General features: G+C 42.7%; 7 protein-coding genes and 1 pseudogene. 4 read left to right on the top strand and 4 right to left on the bottom strand.

Annotation, left to right across the window (positions count from 1 at the left end):
- The first annotated feature begins 385 nt into the window (after positions 1-385).
- Complete coding sequence (locus tag LC608_RS36470; protein ID WP_229558156.1) at positions 386-682, top strand: hypothetical protein; 297 nt, start codon at positions 386-388, stop codon at positions 680-682.
- A 584-nt stretch (positions 683-1,266) separates the two neighbouring features.
- Here LC608_RS36470 and LC608_RS36465 read toward each other — a convergent pair.
- Both LC608_RS36465 and LC608_RS36460 read right to left on the bottom strand, forming a co-directional pair.
- Entirely contained in the window at positions 1,267-1,746 is a 480-nt protein-coding gene (locus LC608_RS36465; protein WP_229558155.1) for an SRPBCC domain-containing protein, read from the bottom strand.
- A 20-nt stretch (positions 1,747-1,766) separates the two neighbouring features.
- Positions 1,767-2,090 (bottom strand): metalloregulator ArsR/SmtB family transcription factor, encoded by a 324-nt coding sequence (locus tag LC608_RS36460; protein ID WP_229558154.1) that lies wholly within the window; start codon positions 2,088-2,090, stop codon positions 1,767-1,769.
- A gap of 37 nt (positions 2,091-2,127) precedes the next feature.
- Here LC608_RS36460 and LC608_RS36455 point away from each other — a divergent pair, with 37 nt between their 5' ends.
- Genes LC608_RS36455 through LC608_RS36445 form a run of 3 tightly spaced genes read left to right on the top strand, consistent with a single transcriptional unit; the run spans position 2,128 to position 3,050 of the window.
- The gene (locus tag LC608_RS36455; protein ID WP_229558153.1) at positions 2,128-2,283 is read left to right on the top strand and encodes a hypothetical protein; all 156 of its coding nucleotides are present in this window, start codon (positions 2,128-2,130) and stop codon (positions 2,281-2,283) included.
- A 3-nt stretch (positions 2,284-2,286) separates the two neighbouring features.
- Complete coding sequence (locus tag LC608_RS36450; RefSeq protein WP_229558152.1) at positions 2,287-2,778, top strand: hypothetical protein; 492 nt, start codon at positions 2,287-2,289, stop codon at positions 2,776-2,778.
- 2 nt (positions 2,779-2,780) lie between these two features.
- Entirely contained in the window at positions 2,781-3,050 is a 270-nt protein-coding gene (locus tag LC608_RS36445; RefSeq protein ID WP_229558157.1) for a hypothetical protein, read from the top strand.
- Here LC608_RS36445 and LC608_RS36440 read toward each other — a convergent pair.
- Together LC608_RS36440 and LC608_RS36435 are read right to left on the bottom strand one after the other, a co-directional pair.
- A pseudogene (locus LC608_RS36440) lies at positions 2,963-3,205 on the bottom strand (four helix bundle protein); the annotation flags it as partial. The gene LC608_RS36445 and the pseudogene LC608_RS36440 sit on opposite strands and share 88 nt — an antisense overlap.
- A gap of 32 nt (positions 3,206-3,237) precedes the next feature.
- On the bottom strand, positions 3,238-3,546 hold the full coding sequence (locus LC608_RS36435; RefSeq protein ID WP_374108503.1) for a transposase: 309 nt from the start codon (positions 3,544-3,546) through the stop codon (positions 3,238-3,240).
- Positions 3,547-3,669 lie beyond the last annotated feature (123 nt).

Genomic DNA, 3,669 nt, shown 5'->3' with positions numbered 1-3,669 from the left:
CCTTTGGTGACAGTAATCTGCTGTCGGGCTAGATTAGTTATTTACGGACTTAATACCGTGATTCACTAATCAACGAATCGCACCGTCATCTACTACTAAGATTGTGCCTTTTTCACCTGATAAGTTTCTCAACGCTGTTCCTAATAAGCGAGAACTCTCAACCATCGATCAAGAAGCGATCGCTTAATACTTGCATCTGTGCTCCTATTATGCTGGGACATCTAACCGAAAACAGATTTGTACACAATTAATAATTTCTTCAGCAAGGGACTCGTATTTTCCATAGTTTTGCAGTAGAGTGTTTATTCCGTGCAATTATTAATACCTAATTTCTCCCAAGTTTACCCATCCAAATTTTAAGCCAATGCCTTCAAGGGAACAGCCAATGAAAACTTCTAATGATACAGATACCAAAAAGATCATCAAAAAATCCGACAAGCTTACCCTGAGACAGATGAAGCTAATCGAGGAGGCTGAAGACCAACTTCTTCTTGAAGCTAATACTGTCAATTCTCCAGCCCCTGTAGTTGAGGTTGAAGAGAAACCAGTAGCAATTTCAGAGCCTAGAGTTCCTGACTATATTCCATTCCTTGACAATCCTCCAGTACAATCTGTAGGCAATTCCGGCTGGCAGGTTTCTGATGTCTGGCGAGATATTCGGGTAGATGATTTTTGTAATTAAAGCAGACAATTTGTATTCCCAGACAGTTCTGCATCAAGGCGGTTGCAGTTATCCACGATCCGAATCTTAGAAATTGAGGAATAGGAACCGCTTCAAAGAGAAAAGTTTTCCCGAATGCATTCTTGTTGTGCAGCAATATCTCTGTATCTTCGTTAAACCAATATTATGGCAACCGCCTGAGCCATTTTTGTAAACTATCTTTGCACTCAGTCAAGGCTATAGTTGAATTGTGCCTATAATAAGTTACGGCTAACTATAACTATAAGTTAGCACCATATAAGTGTGTATCGCTTGAATTACGCATCAAAAGCGATACCAAAGACAAACAAAATTTGTCGGCAGCGCAATAGTTTCTATTCCGTTGCCAACATGCACCCTCCGCGATTGCATGTTGGTGAAAGTGTAGTGTCTGGGGGTTCGTGTGTTTTAATCGTAGATTATATCGGATAAAAGATAAGGGTATCTTATTTTGTGTTCACACTTTTGTATTACAAAATGTATCCCAAATGTAGTATAAAAATATCGGCTTGACATTTACCAAAGCGATCGCTTTGGTAAATGTCAAGCCTGCGAGCGAGTTGTAATTAATCGTTTGGTTCTAAAAGCTTGCCCAGAGCTTCAACGGACTGCCGCCAGCCGCTTTCCATGCCGCTGGCAACCATGCCGTCACGGTCTGACTGGCTCATTGCTGTGCTATGGGTACGAATCTCAGTTGTATGTTCGTCAATTGCGACAAACTCAGCTTTTTCCAGCATGACATGCCCACGTTCCGGCATCCCCAAGAATTCAAATGTCTGCACGATTCGTTTATCTAGAGCGACTTCATGAAAACAGCCAGTAAACTCATACTCGTTACCATCTTCTGATTGTTCAGCAATGTGCCAACTGCCGCCGTCTTGACAATCGAAGTGATACACTTTCATTTCTTTACCGCGACACCACCAAGTAGCAAACAGTTCCTCTTTGGTATATGCTTCAAATACCTTTTCTAACGAAGCCTTGATTGTGACAGTACCGAAGATATTTTGTGAATTTTCTGGAACTGTTACTGTAAGATGTGCCATACTACCCTCCTGCTACTTTCTTATCGATCTTCTAGTAGTTTTTCCAGAGCATCAAAGCGGGCACTCCAGATTTTTTCATACTCGCTCAGATACGCTGCGGCTACTTTGAGAGTTTTCGGCTGAATCTGAATAACTTTCTCCTTACCACTTCGGCGCTTGGTAATGAGTCCGGCTTTCTCCAACACACTGATGTGCTTTGCGATCGCTGCAAAAGACATCGCATAGGGTTGTGCTAATTCGCCGATAGTATGTTCTGCTGTTGATACCCGCTTAAGAATGTCTCGCCGCGTCATATCAGCCAGAGCAGCAAAAATTTTATCAAGGGCTACATCTGATTCAACCATATAGTTGAATGATATCTAAAAATACAGATCGTGTCAAGTGACGAGGCGGACAACTTTTACCTTCTGTCTTGGGCAAATTCTACTTGAAGTCACATACAATTTTGGGTGTCATCTTCCACTGTGCTTGCAGGCGATCGCCGCGATAGGCATCGCTGCCTACTATCGTGCGATTGGTGAAGAGGAAACAGAGTAGACTATGCCCAAGCCGTTAGATCCTAAATGTCAGCTATGCGCCAAACTACCCGCAGCTAAGGCTAAGGCGCTGCATGGGCCAGAAGGTGATGGCTGCTGGAATCCAAAAGTCTGCCACAATCGCCGCTCATTCTATCGCCACCGCTCCCAGAATAATTCAGCAGAAATTGATGCGATGGGCTACGCCCGACCGGAGGTCATCGCAGTCGAACCACGAGCAACATATTTTGCAGTGCTGTATTTGTATAAAGAACCAGGGGATAAACCATTGCACGCTATGTCGGCAGAACTCTGGCTGGGGCAAAAACCTGTTTGCCGCTTAGAACCAATTCACTGCTTTGGGTTAACGGCTGGCAAGATCCGCGCCTATACAGATCAGGTGTTGCAGGCTTTTGCAAAACAATACAGTGTTTCACTATATCAATATAAGGATATGTTTGAGATTACCTCAAGCTACTGCCCAGTGCGTCCTTGCCCCTTGCATCCAGAATCGTAGAGATGACCACATATCGTCAATTAACCATCTGGGATCTGCTTGATGAGTTGTCCGAATCTCCAGCGACATCAACACTAGCACCGATGTGGGAATGTTTAGATGCCAAGCTAGAAAATTTACCCTTGGAGGCACAGTTATCAACCGCAGGTATTGCTTTCAATCAAATTGCGGATATTCTGAAGTTTATGATTAATTGGGTATCAAGTTCTCTCAAAGAGCCTAATGCAATATGTAAAAACTGTATGTATTCTGGTTTTGAGCGCCTTCCATAGCCTTCTGCTATATTAGATGCTACAGATACAGAAGAACGTCGAATTTGGCTGGTTAAACCATACAATTCGGACTGAGGAAATAGGCGGGTAAATTTATAACAATTAATAGCAAGTTTAACCGCCCTTTGCCAGATAAACTGATTTCTATAACTCATATCATCAAGTGTAAATTGCCAAAATTTTCTCCTCAAATAGCTAACAAAAATCGTCGTTCCAGTAAGTCTATCTTGGCCCGACCATACATCTGCCGCTTTAACATTTTCAGTCGATTAATATGCCCTTCAACTGGGCCATTACTAACTGACATAGTTACACCTGCTTTCACAGCATTGTAGTCAGACTCTAAACTAACAGCAAAGGAGCGCAACAAAGAAACCGAGCTGTTTTTAGCTTTGTTTAACCAAGCATCGAGCTGCTCAGGCAGGCGTTGACGCACAAGGAATGCAAACTGTTGCGCTAGTTCAATAGCTGACTTCAAATCCGAATGGGCTGCAATACTGCTCGGTTAAGGAAAATGAAGGGTAAAACAAAGAAAAATTTGTTCGCGTATGTTTTACGATAACAAATGAGATAATTCGACTTACTTTTTCTCTTTGAGGCTATCGTACAAGTCCACCCC

Origin of the sequence: Nostoc sp. XA010 (assembly GCF_020829625.1) — a bacterium.
Classification (GTDB): domain Bacteria; phylum Cyanobacteriota; class Cyanobacteriia; order Cyanobacteriales; family Nostocaceae; genus Nostoc.
Note: the sequence above shows the minus strand (reverse complement) of the source record. Positions and strands in the feature narration are given on the sequence as shown.

Excerpts from the sequence above, each read along its gene's own strand:
- LC608_RS36460 (WP_229558154.1), bottom strand. The coding sequence starts at position 2,090 with ATGGTTGAATCAGATGTAGCCCTTGATAAAATTTTTGCTGCTCTGGCT.
- LC608_RS36450 (WP_229558152.1), top strand. The coding sequence starts at position 2,287 with ATGCCCAAGCCGTTAGATCCTAAATGTCAGCTATGCGCCAAACTACCC.
- LC608_RS36465 (WP_229558155.1), bottom strand. The coding sequence starts at position 1,746 with ATGGCACATCTTACAGTAACAGTTCCAGAAAATTCACAAAATATCTTC.
- LC608_RS36445 (WP_229558157.1), top strand. The coding sequence starts at position 2,781 with ATGACCACATATCGTCAATTAACCATCTGGGATCTGCTTGATGAGTTG.
- LC608_RS36470 (WP_229558156.1), top strand. The coding sequence starts at position 386 with ATGAAAACTTCTAATGATACAGATACCAAAAAGATCATCAAAAAATCC.